The organism is Barnesiella sp. (genome assembly GCF_022723415.1).
Taxonomy (GTDB): Bacteria; Bacteroidota; Bacteroidia; order Bacteroidales; family Barnesiellaceae; genus Barnesiella; species Barnesiella intestinihominis.
The window spans coordinates 1-25519 of sequence record NZ_JAIJHU010000047.1 but is presented as its reverse complement, the minus strand read 5'-3'; the positions used below and the strand labels follow the sequence as shown (position 1 = coordinate 25519).

Annotated in this window: 18 protein-coding genes and 2 tRNA genes; 11 read left to right on the top strand and 9 right to left on the bottom strand. The window is 46.5% G+C overall.

Going from position 1 to position 25519, the window contains the following annotated elements; translation table 11 throughout:
* The first annotated feature begins 120 nt into the window (after positions 1-120).
* Positions 121-1653: a carbon-nitrogen hydrolase family protein gene (locus QVD32_RS10015; RefSeq protein ID WP_008862295.1), complete on the top strand. Its 1533-nt coding sequence runs from the start codon at positions 121-123 to the stop codon at positions 1651-1653.
* Positions 1654-1700: 47 nt separating this feature from the next.
* Here QVD32_RS10015 and QVD32_RS10010 read toward each other — a convergent pair.
* Positions 1701-1773: transfer RNA gene (locus QVD32_RS10010), tRNA-Gly, on the bottom strand.
* A 100-nt stretch (positions 1774-1873) separates the two neighbouring features.
* Between QVD32_RS10010 and QVD32_RS10005 the strand changes: the two genes are divergently transcribed.
* Positions 1874-2371, top strand: coding sequence for a metallophosphoesterase family protein (locus tag QVD32_RS10005; RefSeq protein ID WP_008862296.1), 498 nt, complete (start codon positions 1874-1876; stop codon positions 2369-2371).
* A gap of 9 nt (positions 2372-2380) precedes the next feature.
* On the opposite strand, the gene QVD32_RS10000 is transcribed toward QVD32_RS10005, so the two are convergent.
* A complete protein-coding gene (locus tag QVD32_RS10000) occupies positions 2381-3349 on the bottom strand; it encodes a diacylglycerol/lipid kinase family protein (protein WP_046412823.1) in 969 nt (322 codons plus the stop codon).
* Positions 3350-3881: 532 nt separating this feature from the next.
* On the opposite strand from QVD32_RS10000, the gene QVD32_RS09995 reads away from it, so the two are divergent.
* A complete protein-coding gene (locus tag QVD32_RS09995) occupies positions 3882-4394 on the top strand; it encodes a DUF308 domain-containing protein (RefSeq protein ID WP_021891997.1) in 513 nt (170 codons plus the stop codon).
* Positions 4395-4413: 19 nt separating this feature from the next.
* Here the strand turns inward: QVD32_RS09995 and QVD32_RS09990 are convergent, their stop codons facing one another.
* Positions 4414-6828: a TonB-dependent receptor gene (locus QVD32_RS09990; protein ID WP_118687539.1), complete on the bottom strand. Its 2415-nt coding sequence runs from the start codon at positions 6826-6828 to the stop codon at positions 4414-4416.
* 243 nt (positions 6829-7071) lie between these two features.
* On the opposite strand from QVD32_RS09990, the gene QVD32_RS09985 reads away from it, so the two are divergent.
* Genes QVD32_RS09985 through QVD32_RS09970 form a run of 4 tightly spaced genes read left to right on the top strand, consistent with a single transcriptional unit; the run spans position 7072 to position 9521 of the window.
* Complete coding sequence (locus QVD32_RS09985) at positions 7072-7599, top strand: nitroreductase family protein (RefSeq protein ID WP_021891999.1); 528 nt, start codon at positions 7072-7074, stop codon at positions 7597-7599.
* A gap of 14 nt (positions 7600-7613) precedes the next feature.
* Positions 7614-8381, top strand: coding sequence for a Rossmann-like and DUF2520 domain-containing protein (locus QVD32_RS09980; protein ID WP_287710205.1), 768 nt, complete (start codon positions 7614-7616; stop codon positions 8379-8381).
* An 11-nt stretch (positions 8382-8392) separates the two neighbouring features.
* On the top strand, positions 8393-8917 hold the full coding sequence (locus tag QVD32_RS09975) for a KdsC family phosphatase (protein WP_021892001.1): 525 nt from the start codon (positions 8393-8395) through the stop codon (positions 8915-8917).
* Between the two features lie 22 nt (positions 8918-8939).
* Positions 8940-9521: a Maf-like protein gene (locus QVD32_RS09970; RefSeq protein WP_008862306.1), complete on the top strand. Its 582-nt coding sequence runs from the start codon at positions 8940-8942 to the stop codon at positions 9519-9521.
* Positions 9522-9605: 84 nt separating this feature from the next.
* On the opposite strand, the gene QVD32_RS09965 is transcribed toward QVD32_RS09970, so the two are convergent.
* From QVD32_RS09965 to QVD32_RS09955, 3 genes are all read right to left on the bottom strand, one after another.
* Positions 9606-10802 (bottom strand): TPR end-of-group domain-containing protein, encoded by a 1197-nt coding sequence (locus tag QVD32_RS09965; RefSeq protein WP_021892002.1) that lies wholly within the window; start codon positions 10800-10802, stop codon positions 9606-9608.
* A gap of 481 nt (positions 10803-11283) precedes the next feature.
* Positions 11284-13638, bottom strand: a complete 2355-nt coding sequence (locus tag QVD32_RS09960; protein ID WP_021892003.1) for a PKD domain-containing protein — start codon at positions 13636-13638, stop codon at positions 11284-11286.
* Between the two features lie 14 nt (positions 13639-13652).
* On the bottom strand, positions 13653-16517 hold the full coding sequence (locus QVD32_RS09955; RefSeq protein ID WP_021892004.1) for a T9SS-dependent choice-of-anchor J family protein: 2865 nt from the start codon (positions 16515-16517) through the stop codon (positions 13653-13655).
* A gap of 410 nt (positions 16518-16927) precedes the next feature.
* On the opposite strand from QVD32_RS09955, the gene QVD32_RS09950 reads away from it, so the two are divergent.
* Both QVD32_RS09950 and QVD32_RS09945 read left to right on the top strand, forming a co-directional pair.
* Entirely contained in the window at positions 16928-18097 is a 1170-nt protein-coding gene (locus QVD32_RS09950) for a hypothetical protein (protein WP_021892006.1), read from the top strand.
* An 880-nt stretch (positions 18098-18977) separates the two neighbouring features.
* Positions 18978-20315: a DEAD/DEAH box helicase gene (locus QVD32_RS09945; RefSeq protein ID WP_021892007.1), complete on the top strand. Its 1338-nt coding sequence runs from the start codon at positions 18978-18980 to the stop codon at positions 20313-20315.
* A 10-nt stretch (positions 20316-20325) separates the two neighbouring features.
* On the opposite strand, the gene QVD32_RS09940 is transcribed toward QVD32_RS09945, so the two are convergent.
* On the bottom strand, positions 20326-21009 hold the full coding sequence (locus QVD32_RS09940; protein ID WP_008862313.1) for an RluA family pseudouridine synthase: 684 nt from the start codon (positions 21007-21009) through the stop codon (positions 20326-20328).
* Between the two features lie 322 nt (positions 21010-21331).
* On the opposite strand from QVD32_RS09940, the gene QVD32_RS09935 reads away from it, so the two are divergent.
* Positions 21332-23485: an outer membrane beta-barrel protein gene (locus QVD32_RS09935; protein WP_021892008.1), complete on the top strand. Its 2154-nt coding sequence runs from the start codon at positions 21332-21334 to the stop codon at positions 23483-23485.
* A gap of 75 nt (positions 23486-23560) precedes the next feature.
* Here the strand turns inward: QVD32_RS09935 and fabG are convergent, their stop codons facing one another.
* Positions 23561-24307 carry a 3-oxoacyl-[acyl-carrier-protein] reductase gene (gene fabG / locus QVD32_RS09930; protein WP_040296157.1) on the bottom strand — a complete coding sequence of 249 codons (747 nt, stop codon included), beginning with the start codon at positions 24305-24307 and terminating at the stop codon, positions 23561-23563.
* Positions 24308-24366: 59 nt separating this feature from the next.
* Positions 24367-24945, bottom strand: a complete 579-nt coding sequence (locus QVD32_RS09925; RefSeq protein ID WP_008862316.1) for a TetR/AcrR family transcriptional regulator — start codon at positions 24943-24945, stop codon at positions 24367-24369.
* A 240-nt stretch (positions 24946-25185) separates the two neighbouring features.
* On the opposite strand from QVD32_RS09925, the gene QVD32_RS09920 reads away from it, so the two are divergent.
* A tRNA-Met gene (locus QVD32_RS09920) sits at positions 25186-25257 on the top strand.
* The last annotated feature ends 262 nt before the right edge of the window (positions 25258-25519 follow it).

Here is a 25519-nt window from a genome sequence, read left to right as displayed (position 1 = left end):
ATGGCTTCACGGATTATCGCCACTTCAACCAAAACCCTTGTAACTCAATTCTATCACTATATCTTTCCGCATTTCACTTTTTTGTAGTAACTTTGCATACCTAAACTAAACAAAGGATTCATGAAACAAAAAGAAATCAATAAAGTCGAAATACGCAATCTTCAAAAAGAAGATTACGACCAACTGGCTAGCTCTTTCACCCGTGTCTATGCCGACGGTAGCGACGTATTTTGGACTCCTGAACAAATCGACAAACTCATTCGCATATTCCCCGAAGGACAAATCGTCACGGTTGTCGATGATAAAATCGTGGGCTGTGCCCTCTCTATCATCGTAAACTATAACGATGTAAAGAACGACCACACCTATGCCCAAGTCACAGGAAACGAAACATTCGACACTCACACGCGGAAGGGGAATATCCTGTATGGTATCGAAGTGTTCATACACCCCGATTATCGGGGTCTACGTCTCGCCCGACGTATGTACGAATATCGCAAAGAGTTATGTGAAAAGCTCAATCTGAAAGCGATCATGTTCGGCGGACGTTTGCCGAATTACCACAAATACGCCGACCGAATGCGCCCCAAAGAATACATCGACAAGGTGCGTCAACGCGAGATATTCGACCCGGTGCTATTGTTCCAACTCTCCAACGATTTCCACGTCCGTAAGGTAATGCGAAACTATTTGCCCAACGACGAGGAATCGAAACACTTCGCCTGTCTGCTCCAATGGGACAACATCTACTATCAAGAGCCTACCGAAGAATATATATCTCCTAAGACCACCGTGCGGGTAGGCCTCGTACAATGGCAAATGCGTAGTTACAAAACACTCGACGATCTTTTCGAGCAAGTGGAATTTTTCGTCGATTCCGTAAGCGGTTATCAAAGCGACTTCGTCCTCTTTCCAGAGTATTTCAACGCCCCGCTCATGGCTCGGTTCAACGATGCGAGCGAATCGCAGGCTATCAGAGGATTAGCCCGATATACCGACGAAATACGAGAACGTTTCATCAATCTTGCAATTCGGTACAACATCAACATCATTACAGGAAGTATGCCGCTGATTAAAGAAGACGGACTGCTCTACAACGTAGGTTTCTTATGCCGTCGAGACGGTACCTACGAAATGTATGAAAAACTACATGTCACCCCCGACGAAATGAAATGCTGGGGATTGAGCGGCGGTAAAGCCATTCGGACTTTCGAGACCGACTGCGCCAAAATCGGAGTCTTGATTTGTTACGATGTCGAGTTCCCCGAACTCTCCCGAATCATGGCCAGCGAAGGTATGCAAATATTGTTCGTTCCGTTCCTCACCGATACCCAAAACGCCTATTCCCGTGTAAGAGTCTGCGCACATGCCCGTGCCATCGAGAACGAATGCTTCGTAGTCATAGCCGGTAGCGTAGGCAACCTGCCCAAAGTACACAACATGGATATTCAATATGCCCAATCGGGAGTTTTTACCCCCTGTGATTTCGCATTCCCGACAGACGGACGCAGAGCCGAGGCTACCCCGAACACCGAAATGATTCTTATATCGGACGTCGATTTGGATCTTTTGAACGAATTGCACACCTACGGTAGCGTGCGCAACCTCAAAGATCGCCGCAACGATCTCTATGAAGTGAGAATGAAGAAATAACAGAAACGAAAACGGTCTCTTAAATATTCAAGAGACCGTTTTCATCGAGCGGCAAACGAGACTCGAACTCGCGACCCTCAGCTTGGGAAGCTGATGCTCTACCAACTGAGCTACTACCGCAGTTTTTCATTTCTTATTACGGGGACAAATGTAGAAGTTTTTTTTCTACTTTACAAATTATTGCCGTATTTTTACCACATAGAAAAATCATAAAAACGATATGGTAAAAATTGGTTTGTTGTCCGACACCCATGCATGGTGGGACGACCGTTACGAAAAATATTTTGCCGAATGTGACGAAATCTGGCACGCCGGAGATATAGGCTCAGTTCAAGTCGCCGACCGGTTCGAAGCCTTGAAACCATTTCGGGCGGTATACGGGAACATCGACGGTCAAGAGTTACGGATTCGCTATCCTCAGCACCAACGTTTCAGCATCGAAAATACCGATATATGGATAACACACATAGGGGGCTATCCGGGCCGATATGCACGCGAAGTGACCCCGGAAATATACATACACCCTCCCCAATTATTCATATCGGGTCACTCGCATATCTTGAAAGTTCTTTATGACAAAACCCTACACTGCCTGCACATCAATCCGGGAGCCGCAGGAATGTACGGATTCCACAAGAAACGTACATTGGTACGCTTCGCCATCGATAAGGGAGAATTTAAGGATTTGGAAGTTATCGAACTAGCTGATAATCGATAAGTACAAAAATCAAATATTCAACTCCTGACGAACGGTTTCGATAAATTCCCAAAATACCGAAGCGAAAGGTTCGATAATAGAGCGTTTCGGTTCACCCGAGGGAATGAGTGCATGCAATCCACCTTTGAAACAACGCACATCTATGCGGGTTCCCATCTCTATGGGCTCTCCGTCGAGGTGTATCGCACCGGGCTTTTCCCTTTTAATCGTAAGCGATTCGGTCGTGAAGCTCTTGATATTGGAATCTTGATCGATATGTTTGGTAAATAACAAAAGAGCCAATGCAGCCGTATCGAACGGGGTAAAGGGCATAAGCACCGTGACATCGATTTTCCCGTCCTGCATGCTGGCATGAGGGGCTATATAAGCATTATTACCATATTGCGAGGCATTGCCGCAGGCAATCAAGAAAGCCTTTTCGGTCACCGTCCCGTCAGGCATTTCGATTTGATAAGTTTCCGATTTATATTTGAGATACTCCGTAAGAGCCTTAGCCACATACGACAATTTTCCTCGGCGTTTTCCTTGCGCGAATTTCAAGCTCACCAATGCATCGAAGCCGACCCCGCAAGTGCAGAAAAAAGGGCGATCGTTTGCCGTACAATAATCCAAATCCACGATCTGCCCGTCGTTGATAATTTCGAGAGCTTTTCGCACGTCCATCGATATACCCAAATGGCGGGCAAGCCCATTGCCCGAACCTACCGGAACAATAGCCAATGCCGTGGAAGTATCGATAAGCTCCCGGGCTATTTCGTTGCAAGTTCCGTCTCCGCCTACGGACAGCACGATGTCCACACTTTCGTCCACGGCCCGGCGAGTCAATTCGGCTCCATGCCCCGCATACTGTGTAAAAACACATTCCACCCGATATTTCGAAGGGTCTATTACTTCCCTTATCAGAGCAGGGATTTCTTCCTTATCTTTTGTTCCCGATATAGGATTTATAATAGCTAAGAGTCTTTTCGGTGCAGACATAGAATTTTCTGTTTTCGAAAAAGCATAGGCAAAACCCGTACATGGAATGAATACAAGACATTCGAACAATCCCGATTCATCGAAACTTAACGGCCCGATTGCCATAGCGGGTGACAAAGGTACGAATTTTTCCCAAACTTTTACAAACCTATAACACGCTTCCGACTTTACGTTATAAACTAAATGATAAAATGGACAACAAAAAACTCGTATTTCTCAAACAACTTAGTACCTTTGTAGAAGATAGGAGTCTTTGGGTAGAACCAAATCGGAAATACGATTTCCGTTTGTCTCCGAGCCCACCATTCACTATATTTGTAGAATATAGGCTGCGGTTCGACATAGTCAAGTTTGAAATAAAATTTCCTATTGACTTTGCACTAACCTTTCACTATATTTGTTGGTACGAAAATAGGATGCGGTTCGGCATAGCCCAAACAGAAATAAAATTTCCGTTTGTCTCTGCGCTCACCTTTCACTATATTTGTTGTTTATAATATAAAGCGAACATTAACTAAAAAAGATATATTCCATGAATGCTTTTCAAAACCCATTAATACGTATTATAGCCTCTATCGCCGTAGGCTTGTTACTCATTTTATATCCGAACGCCGCTCTGCCTACGATTCTTTTAATCATCGGTATTCTCATCGGATTACCCAGTCTATACGCTCTCCTCGTTTATCTATTGAGCGAGGATAGAAATAAGTTACCCTTCCCCGTTTTATCCTTAGTGATGTTGCTGTTCGGTTGTACGCTTATGCTGTTTCCCGGCTGGTATATAGGCATTACGGTATATGTTTTGGGTGGAGCGCTGGTATTGATAGGAGTTTATCAAATACTCTATCTGCTGACACTTAAAAAAAATCTGAGGAGCAAAGCGGGTTGGCTCTCCTATCTGTTACCGGCTATCGTTCTGCTCATCGGCATAGAAATTTTGGTCAATCCGTTCTCGGCGACCGAGAGGGTTATGGTGATTACTTTCGGAGCGGCAACACTTCTTTACGGTATCACTGACCTGATTTACTATATCCGGTTAAAATAAATTCCGTAAAAATTATTTCTCAAAAATCTATGGAAAGCCTCAGATTTATCTGACGGCGAGTAAGGTAATTGGGCACGGCATATTGCGCATTGGTAATATCCGTCACCCAATAGTACGAATTCACATTACTTATATCGAACAGGTTAAAGACATCTATTCCTATCCACACGCTTTTCAAATGACGTAAAACGCCTTTCTGCAAAAGTTTATCTTCGCCTCCGACCAAAATACGGGAAGCTCCTATATCGACACGCTTATATGCCGGAGCACGGAAATAACCTGCCTGTCGGCCTTTCCGAGGCGAACCCACCGGCAAACCGTCGGCAAAAATAGCCCGTAGACTGAATTTATACTTCGGGAACCGAGGTACATAATCTTGAAAATAAAGCCCCACACTATATCGTTGGTCGGTAGGTCGAGGTAATTTCACGCCATTGATTTCCTCCTGTGTCTTCATCAGAGAGAACGTAAGCCACGAGTCGACGCCGGGCACGAACTGCCCGAAGAGTTTCATATCCAATCCGGCGGCATACCCTTTCGCCTCGTTCTGCCCGCTGTACCACACCCGCAGATTATCCACTTCATAAGGAATAAGATGGTCGAGTTTCTTATAATACAACTCTGCCGTAAATTTAAAAGGTCTGTCCAATGCCCGGAACGAATAATCTCCACCCAGTACCACATGGATAGAACGTTGAGACTTGATATTCCGATTGAGCTGCACGACATAATTATTAGCGGCATCACAAACCGTGTCGCGCAACTCCTTATAAAAAGGAGCTTGATAATAAAGCCCGCCGGCCAGACGAGTCGTTATCTGTTCGTTGGCAGCCGGAATAAAAGAGATCGACGCACGAGGACTGACAAGGGTCTCCTTGTTGAACCCCCAATAAGAAGCCCTCAATCCGCCGGTGAAGATAAAGCGCCCCCACAAAGTACGTAACCGGTAGGTATCTTGCAAATAGGCCGACAAACGATGGCTCTCCATATCTTGTCGGGAAAACAAATTATAAATCATCTCGACCGATTGCCCCGTATGCGGCAAAGAATAGCCCGCCGAATCTCGCATCTCCCATTCCCTCACTCGGTCGTGTATCTTTTCGTATTGATGGGTCAATCCCCACTTCAACTCGTTCTGTCCCAATTTCGTAGCACCTTTCAATGAAGTAGCCACCACCGATGCTCTCAACCGGTTACGAGCATGCTCGTGATAAGTCCCCACTCCAAGAGCTCCCTTATTCTCAGTCGACTCGCCGTCCTCGCCATTAGCCAAATCGTCCAACCAATACTGCCCGGCAATATCGTAAGTCACCAGTTCGTTCGTGACGAAAGCCGAGGTCATCAAAGCCCATTGAGTATATTTATCGGGGAAAAAATTCAACGAAAAAGCACCGAAATAAGTCTCGAACTTATCTTTTTCGTAGCCGTCGAAATAGACTTTAAACTGTTTGGCATCGGTCGCCGTACCGAATGACGTATTCCGCTCGTGGGGAGTAAATTTATAATTGTTAATGGAAATATTGCCCAGCAAAGAAGCCTCCCACTTCGGTGCGAATTTATAAGTAAGATAAGTTTGATAATCGAAAAAAGAAGGCTCGTATTCTCCTTTGGTATCGAGAGAACTCAACAAAGTAGAATTGGTTTTATAACGCACGCCGTGCAATTGCGAGAATTTCTTGGTGCTCTGTCCTACCGAAGCGGTAGCCCCTAAAAAACTGGCGGACACCGATCCTTCGAACGCTTCGGGATGCTTGTAAATAATATCGAGCACCGACGACATCTTGTCGCCATATTCGGCCGAAAATCCGCCCGACGAAAATCCTACGGCCCCTACCATATCAGGGTTGATGATACTCAACCCCTCCTGTTGCCCCGAACGGACAGTCAACGGCCGATAGACCTCTATACCGTTGATATACACGATATTTTCATCAAAATTACCCCCTCGCACGGAATATTGCGAACTCAGCTCGTTACTCGAATTGACACCGGCAAAAGTTGTCAACATAGCCTCAATACTCCCCCCCGTCGCATCGGGCATCAATTTCAAATCCTTCGTGTCGATCGTCTGCAACGTACTCGTCTGCCGGCGATGAGTCGCCACGACAACCTCGTTCAACATCTTGGCGTTCTTGCTCAGACGCACCGACAAGGAAACATCTTTCGTGAGATTGAGCAACTGGCGGCGCTCTTCCCGATACCCCAAACAGGAATAAATCACCACGATGGAATCTCCTGCCGGAATGGAAAGCTGATACTCCCCTTTCAAATCGGTCATCGTTCCCATCGTCGTTCCTGCCACACGCACCGTAGCCAACTCTATGGGCTGATTGTCACTGTCATACACACGTCCTGTCAGCTTCACACGCCCCTGTGCCGCCAACTGAAAAACCGCGCCTATCGTGATAAAAAGGAATAATATCTTGTATCTCATCGGGATTCTATACACACTGTGCCTCTTTCGTCGAAGGCACATTTATTAAACGGGAAAAAACTCCGTTCAGTATACGGCCGGACGAAAAGTATCAAAAAAAGTTTCTACCATTAACCGTAGAACAACAAGGTTATTGTATCTTTGCTATGTAAAGATGATTTGTATGGTGATAAAAAGGGTCTTTACTCTTTCAAACAAATCAAAATGGATAAATTTCATAACAAACTTAGAACCTCTATCCTTATGAAAAGCCTGCACGACTTGTTGATTCATCGGCGGAGTATCCGCAAATACACCCAAGAGGCGCTATCGCCCGAAGCCGTAAAAACCATTCTCGAAGCGGGATTGCTCGCTCCTTCGTCCAAACGCTGCACTCCGTGGGAGTTCATTGCGGTGGAAGACAAAGAAACGCTCGCCCGGTTGTCCGAATGTAAGACTTCGGGAGCCAAACCCATTGCCGGAGCTGCACTCGCTATCGTCGTCACCGCCGACATGACCCTTACCGATACGTGGATCGAGGATGCTTCTATCGCTGCCATTCTCATGCAGTTGCAAGCCGCCGACCTCGGTTTGGGAAGCTGCTGGATACAGGTGCGGGGACGATTCGGAGCTATGGACGAACCTGCCGAGGATTTTGTGCGGGAGACATTGGGAATCCCCGAAGAGATGGGAGTGCTCTGCATTCTCTCCATTGGACATAAAGACGAAGAGCGCAAGCCTTTCGACGAAGAAAAAATGATGTGGGAAAAAGTTCACATCGGCAAATGGTAATCCCCTGCATCGACATGAAGATTATTCTCATCGGAGCCGGTAATTTAGCTACGCAATTAGCGGTCGCTTTACAAAAAAAGGGAATGACTCCGGCTTATATATACAGTCGTACCCGAGAATCGGCCGAACAACTGAGCGAACGATTGCGCGATGTACCCTATTCCACCGACATCAGCCGAGTCCCCACCGACGGCGATCTCTATATCTTCGCCGTGAAAGACTCCGCTCTGCTCGATTTGGTTTCCCGCATGCCCTCCAATCGAGGCCTTTGGGTACACACGGCGGGAAGCATGGACATGGAAGTGTTCGCCCCGTATACCGCACGGTACGGTGTATTCTACCCCATGCAGACATTCAGCAAAGAACGGGAAACCGACTTCGACGATATTCCTATTTTTGTCGAAACGAACCATACGGACGATACCGAACGTTTGCAAAAATTGGCAGGTCGGTTATCGACAAAGGTTTACGAAACGACCTCCGAACAGCGCAAGTACCTGCATTTGGCTGCCGTGTTCGCCTGCAACTTCTCCAATCACCTCTACGCCTTGTGCGACCGCATTCTGTCGGAACACGGGCTGCCGTTCGAGACCATGCTGCCGCTCATACGGGAGACTGCCGCGAAAGTAGCCGACATGCCGCCGGCACAAGCTCAGACCGGACCGGCAATCCGATACGACAAAAACGTCATAGACAAGCAAATGGCTCTGCTTTCAGACCCGACCATGCGGCAGATTTACGACCTGATGAGCCGGAGTATTCACGAAACCAACAAACATTAAAAACAACGACTATGAGCCGAACCGATTTCGACCTCTCACGAATAAAGGCTTTCGCCTTCGATGTGGACGGTGTCCTTTCTCCCGATACGATCCCCCTGCATCCATCGGGCGAACCCATGCGGATCGTCAACATCAAAGACGGGTACGCCTTGCAGTTCGCCGCCAAAATGGGCTACCCCATCGCCATTATTACCGGCGGACGCACCGAGGCTGTCCGCAAACGTTTTGAAGGATTAGGATTAAACCATGTCTATATGGGAGCCGCCGTAAAAATCGAAATTTTCAAAAAATGGCTGGACGAGTGCGGGCTGCGTCCCGACGAAGTCATGTATATGGGCGACGACATTCCCGACTACGAGGTCATGCAGATAGCCGGTCTGCCGGCTTGTCCCGCCGATGCCGCCCCCGAAATTAAACAGATAGCCCGCTACATCTCGCCGTTCGGCGGCGGACAAGGTTGTGGGCGGGACATCATCGAACAAATCCTGAGGGCACAAGGCAAATGGATATCCGATAAAACAGCCTTCGGCTGGTAACCACACAAAACAACGAAACACCATGCTATCGCATCTCAAAAAATACGAAATTCTGTTGGCGAGCAATTCACCCCGCCGCCGGGAACTTCTCGCCGGATTAGACATCGACTATCGGGTAACAGCCCTTCCCGAAGTGGACGAATCCTACCCCGACACCCTTTCGGGCGAAGAGATTCCCCTCTACATCTCGCAAGAAAAAGCAGCCGCCTACCGCCGCTTTATGAAGGATAATACGCTCCTTATTACTGCCGACACCATCGTCTGGCTCGATGGGAAAGTATACGGCAAGCCTCGCGATATAGCCGATGCCAAAGCCATGTTGCAAGCCCTGTCGGGAAAAACCCACACCGTCATCACCGGTGTCACGCTCACCTCTCTGCAAAAACAGATCTCCTTCGCCGTCTCCACCGAAGTCACTTTCGCCGCCCTCGGTGACGATGAAATCGATTACTACGTGGAGACGTACCGCCCCCTCGACAAAGCCGGAGCATACGGCGTACAGGAATGGATAGGCTACATCGGTGTGACCGGACTCAAAGGCAGCTATTACAACGTGATGGGATTGCCTATACAACGACTGTACACCGAATTAAAAAAATTTTAGAAGCTGTTTTAAATTTATTCCGAGACAGGGGCTCAATCTGTCTCGGAATAAATTTAAAACAGCATCCAATATCTCCCGTCGATATCATTTATATGGAGAAGCCCAGAACCACGACTCATTTGAAGTACTCCACCGTTTATCGTAAGGTTCGCCCGTCGGAGACAGCGTGATGTACACAGGACGCCGTTTCCCCTCGACATAGGTTTCATTGTTAAAGCCACTGCAATCGGAACATTGCAGATAATAAAGATTTTTGCTCATGTAATAATCCAAATAATAATCGTTGGTACACGGAGTTTTATGATTCCAGTTAGCGTCCTCGTTAACCGTCATGAACTCACCTTTTTTCAATCGGTCTCTGACCTCCGATATACTCAACAAATTACCTTTGTCGTCCATGACATAGGCATTCCATGTAGGGTCTACCCACAACCACTTGTCGAGAGTATTGGAATAAACGACGTTGATCACATGGCAATCGTTTATATAGCTTTTCGGAAGACAAGTCACATAGCGGGACTTGAATCCCATAGCCAAATAACACTCGTTCAACATCTGCGCCATCATACGGCAATTAACGCCCCTATCCTCCTTCTTGCAAATTTCATATAGAGCTATCGCATTTTTCTCTTCGGGATTATAAGACGAACCGTCGTGACGAATCGTATTGTGTACCCACGCCAACAGATTTTTTATCTTGGATATTTCGTCACCGGCTCCCGCAATACTGTCCAAGTTGAAATATCGGCGCACCCGTACCAAATCGCGGTCGTTGGGGTCCATATATGTGAATGCAGGCAAAGAGTCGATAGATGCAGCATCGTCATACCCCGGTGATTTTCGGAGTATATATCCGAAGTCGCCTACCTCACGCAAACACTCCATCGCCTTCTGAAAACGTTTGTCGTCCCTCACGTTATCCAAATCGGTATCTTTTTGGGCATGGGCATAATCGTAATAACCGTATTGAATAGCTTTCTCAAAGGCATCGACCGCCGCTTTTTTCCGTTTCATCATGGATTCGCAACAAGCCATATTGTAATATGTGTCGATAAAACACCACGAACACTGTTTCAAGACAGAATCTGGCACAGATTCACAAGTTTTGAGGAACTGTCGATATGTTTTCAATATCAACTTATGGTCCTTCCAATTTTTCTGAACGACAGGAGTCACACTCCGGCTAAAATAGACTTGTACACTATCGGCATTCCAATCGGATTCCGCTGCCACACCGCTGAAACAGAATGACAAAAACGCTATCCATAAAAACTTTTTCATAAACATTAATTTTTAAGTATATTAAAGAGACGGAAAAGTACTAAAAACATAACACAGACTCTTAATAAATTAAGAAAGGATAACATTATAATAATATTATAAAAAATATCGAAGGAAGATATGCCAAAACTCAATTTTACCAAAGATTTTTAAATTGGAATTTGAGCCTCCCCAAAAGAAAAGAAGAAGCCGTATCAAACTCTGTTTCGAGTAATGATACGGCTCTTTCAGATTCTGTAATTACAATCCGCAACTTTTTACCCTCCCCTTAGGAACCACCGTCAAACCTCCTCAACCTGTATTCTGAAAAATAAAAAAGTCAACCATTAGGCCACCAAGAGATTTATGTTCCGTTATCAGGTGTAGCTTTTTCACCCTCCTCCCCTGCCGTGTTCCGTAGCATTGCGGGGTGTTTTGTACGCAAAATATAGGGGAGGTGGCACGTAGTGACGGAGGGGTTAAACCATACAATGTTACCCAACTATCTCTTCACACCCTTAACGACTGTGATTTCATGTTTCCCGACGACCCGAATAAAATACGTTCCCGGAGCCCACGCCGAAGCATCTACGGTCACAAGACGAGCTTGCGAATCGACATGCTGTCGATACACCTCCCGACCGCCTTCGTCCAACACGGAAATACTTCGGGTATTCTCAGGAACACGTACAATAAATTCGGAGTTGAAAACAGACGGATAAATAGAAGCCTTCTCTTCCGTAACTTTCTCTACCGAACTAACTCCGTTCACATTTTGAGTGACTTTGATGTCATAAGTCGAAATACTATCCGAGACCGTGAGCGTAGCGACACGTTCCCCAATACCGTCCGGCAAACGATCATAGGAAATTTGCAAGGTGTCCAATGTCAAGCCATTCGGCTTACCCACGACCCGACACCACTCGGCATCACTCCGAATAGGAGTTTCATAACCGTATATCGAATAGAAAGGATATTTAACCGTACCGGCAGCTTTACCCACCACCAGCGGTTCACGGTCTACCGGCATAGGCGACATAACCGAATGAACGATCGAAGGCATAATCATATAAGAAGTATGATTCGCTCCTGCGGGGAAATAAGTGCTCACGTCTCGCCACTCTCCATCTTTCAACATATAAGCCGTGTTACCGTGATCCCGGAAATCGGCCATAGCGAACGACACATCTACACTGTCGTTCTTCTCGGGAATACCGTCCACTACAATGAAAAACTCGTCGTCGATCACCGTCGGGTCAAATTCAAATTCCGTAGCGGTCAATGAACTGCCCGAAGGGGTTTCCAATTCGAATACCCTCCACCACATCGAGTCGAGTTTCTTGCCCGGCAATCCGTTCTCGCTGGTATACAGATGCACGCCCACATCGGCAATCTGGTCGGTTATACTCGCAGCCGAAGCACTCACAAAATAAACATAGGCTCCGAATACCAATATCGGACGGGACGGTTTGGAAAACTTCTCGGCATAAGCAGTAATATTCAATTTATTCGTCCCGGGGAAAGTTCCTCTATCTTCCAAATCGAACGTCGCAGCCCTATCTCCCGGCTCTAAATTCGTAATTAGCCCACTGTACTCGACCGACACCTCTACGGTATCGTTCGATTCGCCATGTTCGTTCTCCACACGCAGACTCACCCCTTGTTTATGCATATAGCTATATCCTACGATAGGGTTTTCTTCGTGCGACGTCACCCGGGCATACGGTTCGGGATCGACACCGTCGAAAGTCCACTCCCACGAAGTAGGATAATTGGTCGAATTGTCCCGATACTGCACCCCCACCAGCGGAGCTACCATCGGCAAACGCGTTTCGCTGAACCGGAATGTAGCCGGTGGTAATATCCGTGCGAGCGGTGCAGATCCGGTAACCTTCACGAATCCCGTGCGGGTCTTCGTATCGCTCCCATCGGCATTACTTACCGTCAACGTCACATCGTAAACGCCGTCTCGCGTATAGAACACCCGGGGATTCTGGTCGGTCGATGTCGACGGAGTTCCTCCCGGAAACGCCCATTGCCATGCCGTAGGCGAACCCGAGGACATATCGGCGAAAGCAATCACCTCGCCCGTGGCTGCCTCGACTTGTTCTACGGTCGATACTCCGGTAATTTTTAAACCGTCGATAGCGAAATCGCCCATATAACCACCGGTTCCGAACGAATCGTTTTTTCCGGGACCATACGTAAAACGAATCTGAATCTTCCGACCGGAATATTTCTCCAAAGAAACCGAAAACTCATGCCAACGCCACGGCTTCTCTCCGTCCTCGTCGGCACTATTCCAAAGAATTTCCGAAGTCTCAAAAGCATCTGCCGAAACAGAAATCTGCAAGCGACAGTAATCGTCCATATTTTGGGTAAACCCTATATATCCTTTCAACATAGCATTTGCAGGAACATCGATCTGCCCACTTGTCGCCATAGCGATTCCTCGTTTGAAAGACTGATAAGGGCCCTCTATATACAACGATTGAACATCGTCTGGATCATAAGTAGAAAAATCTCTACTGGGGTCAGTCGTACTCGTGATTTTTTTCACAGTCCACGAAAAATCCTCGGCATTGGTAAATGTCCAGCCATCTGTTCCGTCGTCAAAATCCTCTTCCCATACAGTTACAGCGCTGCCGGCACTCTGACAACTAAAATCGGCAGTCACACTCGCCGCAGCCGATTGAAACAAATTCGGTCCCTGTTTTTTCCCCACGAATTGAATACGGGGAGCTTCTTTCGTAGCGACCTTATCGTGAACTCTCTCATTCATCGGCCGCTGAGCGCTCATCGGTATACTCACCCAAAGAGCACCTGTTAAGATTAGGCTTGAAATAAAACTTTTCATACACTTCCTATTTATTATTTGATAAATTTTATCTGTATCGTTTTCCCTTCTTCGGTCACGACATGAGCGATATAAAGTCCGGCCGGAAGTTGGGACAGATCCATTCGTCCGCTTTCCGATTCACAAGACACTACCGTTACCCCTGCCGCATTGATAATTTGAATATCGCCACCCTTGTCAAAAACTAACGAATGGTTACTACGATCGAAATAAACTTCATTCATACACTCCAAACCATCGATACCGGAAATGACATTACTGATAATCGAACATGAACTTATATACAATCCCCACGGATCCCGGGTAGTAGCATGTAAACCGATATACCAGACCCCGTCTGACGGAACACTGAAATCTACTGTATAAAGTTCCGACAAAGTCGAATTGATTTCCGGGTACGAAGCGATCACCGTTTGGCTTTCACCGGGTAGAACATCACTGCCCAATGTCACTTCAATGGACTCAGGATAACGATATTTCTCTGCCCGGGCCCTAAATTCAAGCGTATGCGAACCCTTCTTAGCTTCGAACGGCGGCGTAAACAACCAGTCGTCGGCAGCCGAATAGGCCGTATATTTCATCTCCTTCTCAGTAGCATCATATACCCAACTTTTCGTATCGTTATTGGCATCGACGATAGTCCATAAAGCCATCTCATCGGCGCTATCCATACTCGTCTCGTACGGAAGTCCCAATGCACTGCCGAATACCAACGCATTCGAGGTTACCGACTCGCTTTCCATATCGCCCGACAGCGTCGTTACCGTATAGCGATACAAAGCCAAAGAAAGGTCATCGCTATCGACATAAACCGTATCGGTCAAACTTTCCGTCAACATCTCGCTCCCGGGATCCCGGACGATTCTGTATCTCAAATTCTCCACATCGATATATCCGCCATTCACACCCTCTGCGGGAGCTCTAAAAGTAACTTGCGGTTTGCCTTCCACATCGGTCAATTCCACATCAGTTACCGATTTCGGAGTATCTGCACCTATCCAAGCCGATTCCACCACGGCGGCCTCACCGGCATTCTCCTCGACATAACCGATGACTCTATATTCATATTTGCCCGGAGCAGGCACATCTTCATCGATCACCTGTTCCGAACCTCCTTTTATCGGATCTTCTTGTGTATAAATAAGAGTTTCGCCCCGATACAACTCCATTTTCGTCAACATCGGCAGTTGCGTACCGGCAGCCGAAAGAGAAGGATTGGTCCATGCAACCGTGGCAGACATAGCGCCCTGTTCACCGGGAGCGACGGTCAAATCGGAAACGACGGCCGGGACAACCACTGTTTCGTCCACCGACAGGTCATCGATGAATATAGCATACCAATTGGTCTGTCCGTAACAATGGAAACCTATATGGTATCCACCCGACTCGGAAACAGAAAAGACAACCTCTTTCTCTTCCATCAAAGCAGACTGAATTGTATCCCGGAACAATCGGGTAGATTGAGCTTCCGCCGTGGCGGCCCGACCAATCGTCACGCTCAAATCCTTATAACTTTCCTCAGAAGCCGCATTTTCAAGCCCAGTTTTGAAAAGTAGTTTATAATTCTTCCCGGCCACCAAATTCAATTTAGGCGTAATAAGCCACTCATCGGCATCACTACCGCCCCAATACTGAACCATTTTTTTCGAGCTATCATATTTCCAAGTCGAATTATCCCCGTTGGCACTCAGTATAGTAAACAAATCGAGCGATGATTCGGTATCAAAACTCTCGCTATACGGTAATTCTTTCGCTCCTCCGGCAACAACCTTATTGGAAGCGACCGATACGCTCGCTTTACCATCGAACATTGCGACGACCGTATAAACATAACTGCCCAATTCCAGGACTTCATCGATATAAGGGAATGGTCCCGAAAAACTTTCGGACAAGACACCACCCGGGGTACGGCCGATTTCATACGTAAGCGCCTCGGTATCGATATATCCACCGTTCTTTCCGACTGTCGGTGGCGTAAACGAAAGGCTCACAGTCGCATCTTCTGCCAAAGCCACCAAATCGGTAACTGCCGCAGGAGTATCATTCCCTATCCACGGGGAAGTAACGGTCGTTGCTGAGCCCTGAGAATTCCCGAACGTATTATATGCGACCACTTTATATGTATAATTTCCGGCTGTCTCGATAGAAGAATCTATCCAACCAGCTTTTCCTCCCACAGTAGCCGTATCGAGAGTAGCGACCAAATCTGTCCCCCGATATATTTTAGCGCCCAAGAGGTTCGAAAGCGCACCGCCCAAATGGTCGGACGAAGGCCATGTCCATGAAAGAGTCGCCGACATCGCTCCCCTCTCCCCCGCAACGATGGAAAGGTCTGTAATTTGTGCCGGATAAACGGGAGCCTCTTCGATAACGATCTTCTGGAAATAGAGATCGCCATTATACGATTCGCTGTAACAACGCAATCCCACATAAAAAACACCGCTCTCCGCCGGTGAAAACGTCCCCGATTTTTCCACGAACAATCTACTTTGAAAAGATTCGTCATAAACCAACCGGGTCGTCAGCCCTTCTACCGTAGGCGCCGTCCCTATTTTCAATTCTATTTTTTGTTTATCCGAACCAAATGTAGAAGAATGCTTCACATAAGCCGACACCTTATAGGCTTTCCCGGCTTCGAGGGTCACCGCCGGAGCGATTAGCCAATCATCGGCGGCATTACTCTTATCTTGCATATACATCGCATTGCCATCGTTATAGGCCCACGTATTGGCACTTACGTCGCTATTGACATCGATCACTGTCCAATCACGAGCAAAAGTCTCGGCATCGGTTATTTCCAACGTACAAGGAGGAACAGTCTGAGCCCACCCTACCGAAAAACAATAGAAAAGAAAAAGAACAGAAGTAATTTTTTTCATAGCTATTCTATTTTAATTAATATGAAGAAAAAGCATCTTTTATTCAAAAACTATCGAAATGCCATCTCGAATGCAAAGTCTCTCTATTCTCCCACTCCTAAAAACAGGCAACCGAAAACAACGAAAATTGAGTTTTACATAGTCGAATTTAATCTTATCTATATGCAAATATAATATTATTATTTTACAATCTGCAATCATTCTTTGATTATTTTTTTTAAAAAATATAACAATCATCTCCTTTTAAAAAAATATGACAACATTCATCGGCATTTTGCGACAAATGGGAAAAGCCCGATATTCGTATAAATCGAGGGCGTAAGCAATCCGACAGGGAAAACAAATACATTTGTTCGATAAAGTCTCTTCCCTTTTTCCGTATCTTTGCCCCATAAAAAAAACGGCATATCATGAACCTCTATCTGTTCAATCCCGAAAATGACTTGGCCATAGCCTTCGGTGGAGAAAATTACACCCCTCCACCGGCAGCGCAACTCATCGGGAAAGAACTCTCCGCCCTTCCCCTTTGGTATGCCGACGACGACACCACGATATACATACCCGATAAATTACCGTCCGATTTTCTTCACACATTAGCCCCGCTCAATTTAAAGATTTCTACGGTAACACCCGACCGGCTCGATGGAGCACAAGTAAAACAGATACATGTTTGGGGGTGGAACCGCGATTTGATAAAACGTTTGAGATTAGCGGGAATCGATAAAACCCTATTACCGTCCGCACGACAATGCGATACCATTCGGGAACTATCCCACCGAAAATTTTCCGCCGAAATCGGGAAATACCTTCGTAACCGCATCGATTACCCTTTTCCCGAACTTCCGGTAGAACTACACACAGCCGACGAGATTCGATCCTTCACAGAACAATCCGATCGTAAAATCCTGAAAGCCCCATGGTCGGGTAGCGGGCGCGGACTCTATTGGAATCTTTACGGATATGACACGGCATTGGCTCAATGGAGCAACGGAGTATTGCAGAAACAAGGTATGCTTATGGGCGAACCGGTCTATGACAAAATCAGCGACTGGGCTATGGAGTTTCACAGCGACGGATTCGAAGTAAAATTCGCTGGATATTCCTCGTTCCTCACCGACCGTCACGGAGCATATAAAGAAAACCGGTTGGCAAGCGATGCCGTTTTAGAACTCGAACTGACCCATGCCGTCGGCCTCGAAATCATCACTGCCGTCAAAGAATCGCTTATCGACTTTTTCACCGAACGCATAGCCCCGTACTACACCGGATATTTCGGGGTAGACATGATGGCCTATCGCGACAAACGAGGAAACACACTCTTGCACCCGTTCGTCGAACTCAATCTACGCATGAATATGGGTATGGTCGCACGCAAACTCGCCGACCGCTTTTTGCCTCCGGAGACGGAAGGGCGATACCGTGTAGACTATTATCCCAAACCGGGAGAACTCCACAACGACCACGTCGCTCGACTAAAAACAAATCCACCCCGCATAACCGACGGGAAGCTCCTGCACGGATACCTCGCACTCACTCCGGTCTCCCCCCACAGCCGATACAGGGCAAGTATAGAAATCTAAATCCCCATATGTCCCTCTACGTCAAAATGCACTACTGTAATTAAAATAAGAGAAGGAAAAACACACTTTAAATAAAACAACGGTTGAATATACCGCCCACATAAGCCATCTAAAAAAAATAAACGAGCTGCAAATTCAAAAACATATACGATTGAAATATAATATTTTCCACCCCCTCCGGCTTTCGGACTCCTCCCCTATGTTTTGCATTGCAAAACATAGGGGAGGAGTGCACAATGTATCCTTATACCGAAACTGAAACGCCACTTCCAATCCTCTCCCCCTGTGTTTCCGTTAGGGAATATAGGGGGAGTGCCCGCAGGGCGAGGGGGTTGAAACGACGAAGAGGTTAAAAAAAAGCAACAGCAACAATCGGGTTTCATACTCTCCCCCTGCCGTGTCCCGTAGCCTTACGGGGTGTTTTGTCGTACAAAATATAGGGGAGGTGGCACGTAGTGACGGAGGGGTTAGAAAATAGTTAGGAGTATTTATTACCGTTGTAAAATAAAGGGGCTATCAAACAATATGAAATAATGAATAGGCAAAAAAAAAAAATTGATTGTCTCACGACAACCAATCTTTGTTAACCTTAATCTTAATCTAATACTATGAAAAACACATTGCAAATGTATGAATTTTCTGTTATACAACATAATTTTCAAACACAATTCTAGCACATTTAACATTATTTCAAATATAAATATACTTGTACTTTATTGGATCGTCATTTTTTTCAAATTATTTTTCAATCCGATTCTCCATTGTAAAAGCAAATCGATGCGCTTTATTTTTCTCGTTCTTTGTACAACACCAAAAGGCAGAGTTCCGACATAAACAAATAAATTTGCTTCGACCCTCGGCTTACATTATCTTTGCAGACATGAAAGAAACATCGGCTCTTATCGACAAAGCGTGTCGCAACTTGAATATCGACTCACTGAACGGCATGCAGAAGCAAATGCTCGAAACGGCTACACGGCCAAACGACATTATACTGCTCTCACCCACAGGCTCGGGAAAAACATTAGCATTCCTTCTGCCCGTACTGTCTCGAATCTCCCCCAAAATTGCCGGAGTGCAAGCGCTCGTCATCGTTCCCTCCCGCGAGCTCGCTTTACAAATCGACAACGTATTGCGTAAAATCGCCGCAGGTATAAAAATAGTTTGCTGTTACGGCGGCCACTCCGTACGGGAAGAAAGTAAATCGCTCGCCGTAGCTCCCGCTCTTATCGTGGGAACTCCCGGAAGAATCGCCGACCATATACGCCGGGGACGAATCGTACTCGAAACGCTCGATACCCTCGTCCTCGATGAATTCGACAAATGCCTCGCCTTAGGCTTTCAGGACGAAATGCAAGAAATCATCGCTCCCTTGAAAAACGTAAAGAAAAAGATTCTCACCTCGGCAACCGACAGTGAATCTCTACCGGCCTTCACTGATTTGAAAAAACCGGTAAAGCTCAATTTCCTCGGTTCACGGAAAGACAACGAGACTACGCCGACCGACAGACTATCGCTCTACCGAATCGACTCGCCGATAAAAGACAAATTGGAAACGCTGCTTGCCCTATTACACAACCTCAAACCGGGACTCACCCTCATCTTTTGCAACCAACGTGAAAGCGTAGACCGTGTACGGCAGTTCCTCACCGACCGGGGCATTATCGCCGAAGCCTTCCACGGCGGCATGGAACAAGCCGACCGAGAGAGGGCGCTTTGCAAATTCCGCAACCACAGCAGCTACATCTGCATCTCTACCGATCTGGCCGCACGGGGACTCGACATTCCCGAAGTCAAATACATCGTACATTACCACCTGCCCGTCGACTTCGAAAGTTTCACGCACCGCAACGGACGCACCGCCCGCATGCATGCCGAAGGAGAAGCATTTATCATTCTCGGCCCCACAGAACAAATGCCCGAATACGCAACCGAGGCGACCGACTTCCGAATCGACCCGAAAGCCGACTTCCTGCAAACTCCGCCAATGGCCACATTCCATTTCGCAGCCGGGAAAAAAGAAAAAATAAGCAAAGGAGACATCGTGGGATTCCTCACTCAGAAAGGAAAGCTCGCAGCCGACGAGATAGGGCTCATCGAGATTAAAGACCATTACAGCTATGTCGCTGTAACTCGCGACAAAGCGCACGAAACGCTCACCCGCCTCAAAAACGAAAAGATAAAAGGGAAAAAAGTAAAGATTTCTTTCGGGTACTGAAAAGCACGTTCTATTTTCCTTCCACCATCTTTTCGAACGCCTGCCACAAATTATCGGACGGGACAGGAGCCGTCACGCTCACAAGCTCCTTCGAAACCGGGTGGACAAACTCGATATGACGGGCATGTAACGAAATCCCCCCATCGGGATTGGAACGCTCCGCTCCGTATTTCAAATCCCCCTTGATAGGCGAGCCTATCTTGGCAAGCTGACAACGGATCTGATGATGCCGGCCTGTTTTCAAATCCACTTCCAACAAGGTATAACGATCGCCCCGAGCCAAAATTTTATAATCCAATACAGCACGTTTCGCACCCGGTTTCTCCCGGTCGTACGCTACCGACTTGTTACTCTTCTCGTTTCTGACCAAATAATGTACGAGTTCGTCGCTCTCCTTTTCAGGAGCTCGTTTCACGATAGCCCAATAACTTTTCTTTACCTCGCCGTTACGAAACATATCGTTCAATCTCGCCAGTGCCTTGCTCGTCTTGGCAAACACTACCAACCCGCTCACCGGACGGTCGAGCCGATGAGTTACTCCCACAAAGACATTACCCGGCTTATTATATTTCTCTTTCAACCACGCCTTCAACATCTCGCTCAACGGAGTATCTCCCGTCTTATCGCCTTGCACGATCTCAGAGCAATTCTTATTGACAATAATCAGATGATTGTCTTCGTAAAGGACTTCCATAATTTACACAAATTTCAATTTTGTGCAAAAATAGCACAAACCGAGCGCAGAAACAAATGTGCTTGGGCATATCAAGACTCCGCCTATTTTTTCGCAAGCCTTGCAAAATAGCGCAAGCCCAAAAAAAGACAAAACGAACTTTTCGTTTTTCCTATCGAATCGTAGCTTACCTTCACTTCTCTTGCCCCGACCGAGCCCCCTATTAAAATATATAGAAAAACTTATAACCAAAGACAGGACGATAAAAAAAATTTATTTTTGCACAGTTTTTTTGCAACCGAATATAGAGAAATTACGTCTCTATTAGAAAACGACACATACAATGATAAAAAAAGCACTCCTCCTTGCAGGTATATTAGTGGTCTTTCCCACGACAAAAGCACATCCCGCAACCGACAACGATACGACAGAAGTAGTTTATGCCGACACAACGGGAATCGACATCGACTCCATAGAAGCCTCGATAGATCACATAGAACTCGACGAAGTAACCGTAGAAGCCTCCGCTTGGGTACGTAAAGCCGATCGCAATCTGCTTTTCCCCAATGCCCAACAGATAAAACAATCGAAAAACGGATTGCAATTACTGCAAAAACTGCAAATACCGGGCATCGTCATCAACCCCACCGACAATAGTATATCGTTGACCGATAAAAGCGAATTAAGTCTCCGTATCAACGGACGTCCGGTCACGGAAAAAGAAATACAAGGCATTTCTCCCGAGCAAATCATACGGGTAGAATACATCGATAATCCGGGAATACGTTATGGCGAGGCAGGAGCCGTACTCGACTTCATCATTAAAACACCCACTTCGGGTGGTAGTTTCATGGGGAATTTTACACCTTCGCTAAACCGAGGGTGGGGACAATATTGGACTTCGATCAAAGTCAACACCGGCAAATCAGAATTCTCCTATTCCGGTTGGTTCGCTCCACGCTGGAATCTGGAAATGGGTCGTAGCAATACAGAAAGATACGAACTTGCCGATGGTTCCCGGTATGTCCGCACCGAGCAAAGCCAAAAAGGAAGCGGGTTCGAGGCTTGGCACAACGGACACACATTGAACTACAACTTCCTCGACCCTCAAAAACAAATGTTCAATGCCTCGCTCAATCTCAATAATAACAATTATAAAAACAAATACAAAGGCATTTTGACCGACGAGCGTCTCGGAGGAATCGAAAACAACATGTACGACCGCACGGAATACATATCTTTACATCCTTCGCTCAACCTCTACTACCAAAATAATTTGAAAAAAGACCAACTCATCATGGCAAATCTCGTGACCAGCTATGAAACATCGCACAGTCACAGACTTTACAATGAAAACGATTTAGCCACGGATGCCCCTATGGTAAACATCGATAACCTCATCAAAGGGAAAACATTCTCGGTACTCGGCGAAGTCGATTACGAGAAAACTTGGAAAAACAGCCGGTTTACCGCCGGAATACGGCACACGCAGTCATGGATACAAAACAAGTATGTCGAACAAAATACCATCGATCGCATGAATCAAGGCAACAGCTATATTTTCGGCGAATACTGGTTACGCCTCGGGAACCATTTCGATGGGTCGGTCGGACTCGGATACAGCCTCTATCACTATGCGCCACAAAACAGGCAGTCCCACACCTACTCCATTTGGCGTCCCCGGTTCACGGCCCGATATACCATCGACGACTATTCCTCCCTACGATTCAACTTTGTCCGCATGGGCAGCGTAATCACCCTCGACATGCTCAGCCCGGTCGTTCAAGACATAGACGGGATTCAACAATCGACCGGTAACCCCGATGTAAAACCCTATGCTACCTATAAATACGAACTGCAATACCAATACAACCGAGGAATATTTTACGGAAAACTCGGCGCATTCTATACCCATGCTCCCGGTGCGATCATGCCCGAAAAATACTGGGTCGGGGACAAAATACTCAGCCGGGTAGACAATCAAAAGAATGCCGAAGAATTACGATTCTACCTCAACACACGCATCAATGTCATTCCCGGCTGGCTCACCCTCAGTGCTGCCCCGGGTTGGCATAAATACTGGATGCGAGGAAATACCTACACACATACCTACAACAATTTTTTCATCGATGCCAGTATCGATATTTCCCATTGGGGATTTACGCTCAACGGCATACTCCAAACCAATTTCAATCGATTTTGGGGAGAAACCCTCACAGGAGGTGAAAATGTACACGGAATTAAACTATCCTATGCCTACAAAGACTGGAACTTCGGGATCATGGTTCTCGATCCCTTCATCAACAATTACAAAGTAAAATCCGAAAACTGGAACCGCTATGCGGGATATTACAGAGAAACGACAACCAATATGATTAAACAACTCCTAACTCTCGACATAAGTTGGAATATCAATTGGGGACGGAAACACGAAGCCGGACAACAACGAATCAACAACTCGATCAACAGCGGCTCGGTAAACGCCGCCGGGAAATAAATATAGGAACAATACAGGGGCTATATCATTCAGATATAGCCCCTGTACTATATATATCTTGTCGTGCAGACCCGATTACATATTCATACCGCCGCAGCAGTGGATAACCTGTCCCGTTACATACGACGACAAATCCGAGGCAAGGAAAGTAGCTACATTAGCCACATCTTCGGGCGTACCGCCTCGACGCAAAGGAATTTGTTTAGCCCATTCGGCTTTCACTTCGTCCGAAAGAGCCGCTGTCATATCGGTAATGATAAAACCCGGAGCGATAGCATTGGCACGCACGCCGCGAGAGCCCAGCTCTTTGGCGATGGACTTCGCCAAACCTATCATACCGGCTTTCGAAGCCGAGTAATTACACTGTCCGGCATTACCCGATACACCGACGACCGAAGCCATATTTATAATACTCCCGCATTTCTGTTTCATCATAATAGGAGTTACGGCATGGATAAAATTAAATGCCGATTTCAAGTTCACGGTAAGAACCATATCCCATTGCTGCTCCGTCATGCGCATCATCAAACCGTCACGAGTGATACCTGCGTTATTCACCAAAACATCGATACGGCCGAAATCCTTTACAATTTCTTCCACCACCTTGTGAGCCTCTTCGAAATTAGCTGCGTTCGAAGCATACCCTTTGGCTCTCACGCCAAAAGCGGCAATCTCTTTTTCGGTAGCTTTACCGTTCTCGTCGATAACAAGATCCGTAAATGCGATATCAGCTCCTTCCGAAGCGAATTTCAGGGCGATAGCCTTTCCTATGCCCCGTGCTGCGCCGGTAATCACAGCGACTTTTCCTTCAAGTAATTTCATAACTCTTTTTTTCATAATACAGGGACAAGACATGCGCCTCGTCCCTTTGGTTCATATTTCTATCGTTTTATTCCGTATAAAATAAAATCCAATATATAATCCTTCAATCTCGATCGGTCTATTCCCGATTCCGAAAAATTATTGCGGATATAAGGGACGTCCAGCCCCCGAAGCGCATAATGAAGCACCGAAGCGGTAGCCGTCACATTAGGAATATGAAATACACCTTGCTCCACGCCCTCGCTCAATATGCTCCGCAACAAGGCCACTTCTCGCAAGTCTATACTCCTCCGGGCCTTCTCCACTTTCCAAATATCCCTGAAAAACTCCGCTCGCAATGTCCCGTTACGCACGACAGCTTCTTTCACAGCCTCCAAACGGATATTGATATAGTTGAGCAACTTCTCTTCGGGAGGCAAATCCCGGTTTGTAAGCCCCTCCAACCGAGCGTATAAATGCTTCGATTCGGCTTCCACGACGGCCCAATAAATCTCATTCTTATTCTTGAAATAGGTATAAATCGTACGGCGACCCTTTCCCGATGCCTCGGCTATATCGTTCATCGTCGTAGCGGCCACACCCTGACGGGCAAACAACTGACGGGCAACATCGATAAGCAATTCTCGTGTACGAACCATAATCCTAATTCATCTATCTGCACATCTGTACAAAACTTGTGCGAAATTACACATTTTTATCATGAAATACCAAAGTATGCACCCCGTTTTTCCTTCATACCACGATATTTGCATTTTTAACAATAAAATAATTTTCTGTCATTCAACAACTTAACAAAAATTCAAGAACAAGCCATATATATTTCTCTTCAAAATATTTGCTATTTAAAAAATTATCCATACCTTTGCACTCACAAACATCGCGGGGTGGAGCAGTGGTAGCTCGTTGGGCTCATAACCCAAAGGTCGTCGGTTCGAGTCCGGCTCCCGCAACTACACAAGGACTGTAAATTACAGTCCTTTTTTATTTTCCCCCTTTCAAATCTAACACCTCGTCGAGTTCAAAAATAAGAATATTATACCCACCCTTGCTTAAACTGCAAAAAAAACGCTTTAACCTCTCCCCTGCCCGTAGCACTACGGGGTACTACAAAACGGCAAAGAAAAAAGACCTATACCCGACTTCATTTCTGAAGCTGGTATTACCCTCCTCCCCTGCGTTTTGTAACGCAAAATATAGGGGAGAGCTGAGGAG